This window comes from Candidatus Erwinia dacicola (assembly GCF_001756855.1).
GTDB lineage: Bacteria > Pseudomonadota > Gammaproteobacteria > Enterobacterales > Enterobacteriaceae > Erwinia > Erwinia dacicola.
In genome coordinates, this window is the sequence record NZ_MAYS01000426.1 from 1 (window position 1) to 2,112 (window position 2,112).

4 protein-coding genes and 1 pseudogene are annotated in these 2,112 nt (G+C 52.3%); 4 read left to right on the forward strand and 1 reads right to left on the reverse strand.

Going from position 1 to position 2,112, the window contains the following annotated elements:
• From BBW68_RS11610 to BBW68_RS11620, 3 genes are all read left to right on the forward strand, one after another.
• Positions 1-259: ATP-binding protein (locus BBW68_RS11610; RefSeq protein WP_186821326.1), on the forward strand; the 259-nt coding region annotated here is incomplete at its 5' end.
• A gap of 361 nt (positions 260-620) precedes the next feature.
• Positions 621-875 (forward strand): type II toxin-antitoxin system Phd/YefM family antitoxin, encoded by a 255-nt coding sequence (locus tag BBW68_RS11615; RefSeq protein WP_070135487.1) that lies wholly within the window; start codon positions 621-623, stop codon positions 873-875.
• Positions 875-1,288 carry a type II toxin-antitoxin system VapC family toxin gene (locus tag BBW68_RS11620; RefSeq protein ID WP_070135488.1) on the forward strand — a complete coding sequence of 138 codons (414 nt, stop codon included), beginning with the start codon at positions 875-877 and terminating at the stop codon, positions 1,286-1,288. Before BBW68_RS11615 ends, BBW68_RS11620 begins: the two co-directional genes overlap by 1 nt.
• Positions 1,289-1,429: 141 nt before the next feature.
• Here the strand turns inward: BBW68_RS11620 and BBW68_RS11625 are convergent.
• Positions 1,430-1,708, reverse strand: a pseudogene (locus BBW68_RS11625) (TIGR03747 family integrating conjugative element membrane protein); the annotation flags it as partial.
• A gap of 65 nt (positions 1,709-1,773) precedes the next feature.
• Between BBW68_RS11625 and BBW68_RS11630 the strand changes: the two are divergent.
• Positions 1,774-2,112: IS6 family transposase (locus BBW68_RS11630; protein ID WP_148127649.1), on the forward strand; the 339-nt coding region annotated here is incomplete at its 3' end.

Genomic DNA, 2,112 nt, shown 5'->3' on the forward strand with positions numbered 1-2,112 from the left:
CGGTAAAATGGAGACGAACCTGTTCTTTCAGGTCGTTGCTAAACGCTATGAGTCAGGCAGCGTGATCCTGACCAGCAACCTGCCGTTTACGCAGTGGTCCGGAACGTTTGGTGATAACGAAACGCTGACGGCAGCGATGCTGGATCGACTGCTTCACCATGCGCATATCGCCCAAATCAGCGGCCAAAGCTACCGACTGAAGGATAAGCTGAAAAGCGGTCAAATCCAGAAGAAAACGAAAGCAACAACGTTCGAGTAATTCAAAGGGGGTGGGTCAGTTTTACTTTGGCAGGGTGGGTCAGAATTCGATCGGTATTGACAAAAAAGTCGTCACCATCAAATCAAGGAAAGCCCTGCATTGCAAATACAGGGCTTTTTGTCGAAGCGTAGTCAAAATGTAGATGAAGATTAGAATAAATCCTTTTATTCCAATGTGTTACTGACTGGATTTCTTCACTACCCCTCTTTTGATTGGGACTACGTGAGTTTTGCAAGGGGATAGTGCACAAGGAGGCAACAGAAATCAGCAATTAAATGAAGGTGGGTCTCCGCCATTTGATTGCAGTACGAACAGGAAGGCGTAAAATGTAGATATGTCACTACAAGCGGGAGGGTGAATTATGGTTCCGATCACTATCAGCAGCCGTGAGTTCAACCAGGATGCCAGCAAGGCAAAGAAAGAAGCAAACAGGGGGCCGGTCTTCATCACTGACCGGGGACAACTTTCACACGTATTACTCAGCATTGAAGACTATCAGCAACTGACGGGCGGCAACGCGCCTCTGGCGACATTACTGGCGATGGCGGACGGGGAAGACATTATATTTTCGGCACCGAAAGCGGATCTGACGCCACGCCCTGCGGAGTTTGAGTGATGTATATTCTTGATACGAACGTGGTGTCGGACCTGCGCAAAGGTAGCCGGGCCGAAGGGCGAGTGGTCGAATGGGTCAATGCCCTGCCCACCGGGGCGCTGTTTATCTCAGCGATCACCGTGCTGGAACTGGAGCAGGGGATTCTGGCAATGGAGCGCCGTGACCCACACCAGGGTGCCAGATTACGGGAATGGTTTGAAAATCAGGTGTTACCCACCTTCGCATACCGCACCCTGGCCGTCGATGCGACTGTGGCCCGCTGCTGCGCAAGGCTGCATGTCCCCGATCCGCGCAGTGAACGGGACGCGCTTATTGCGGCAACCGCCTTGGTTCACCGTATGACCGTCGTGACGCACAACGAAAAGGACTTTGTAAAGACCGGGGTTCAGCTTTTTAATCCCTGGCAGGATTGAAAAAAGCCCCTCAATGGAGTTAAGGGGCGAGCGAGGACTCAACCTGCGTCTTTGCGCAGTATTTTTTCCAATTCTGTTGCGGGGATGTTCGGTGCTCATTGCGTTGCGCTCCGCCTCAGCCCTGCAACAGAATCGTTGCCACTAAAGGTACTTCTTGAATGCCCCCATCGTCACCGATACCGCCAGTTCCAGACCAAGCGCAACAGGGAGGATCAGCAGGTTGGGGTAGACTGCGAACGGCACTGACAGGTACAGAATACACGGGATAGTGGTGACCGGTTTTACAAATCGCTTGGCGTGATGGTAAAGGAAACTTGACTCATACCCGGCTCCATAGCGCCGTAAGTCACGATGCGCCAGGCCATCGACCGCGCCAACGGCCAGCACCAGCACAAAAAGCGATATCGACAGCACAAGAATAGGGCACTGTTGCAAAGATCTGGCGATGGTAAACTGATGCCACTGTTTAGTTGAAGGAGCAGCACATGAACCCATTTAAAGGTCGACATTTTGAGCGTCATATTATCCTGTGGGCCGTCTGCTGGTACTGCAAATATGGCATCAGTTATCGTGAGCTGCAGGAGATGCTGGCGGAGCGAGGGGTAAATGTCGATCACACCACGATTTATCGATGGGTTCAGCGTTCTGCACCTGAGATGGAAAAGCGGCGGCGCTGGTACTGGCGTCAACCTTCCGGTTTTGGCTCATGGCATCTCGATGAAACCTACGTGAAGGTCAACGGACGCTGGGCTTATCTGTACCGCGCCGTCGACAGCAGGGGCTGCACCATTGACTTTTACCTGTCTTCACGTCGTCACACCAAA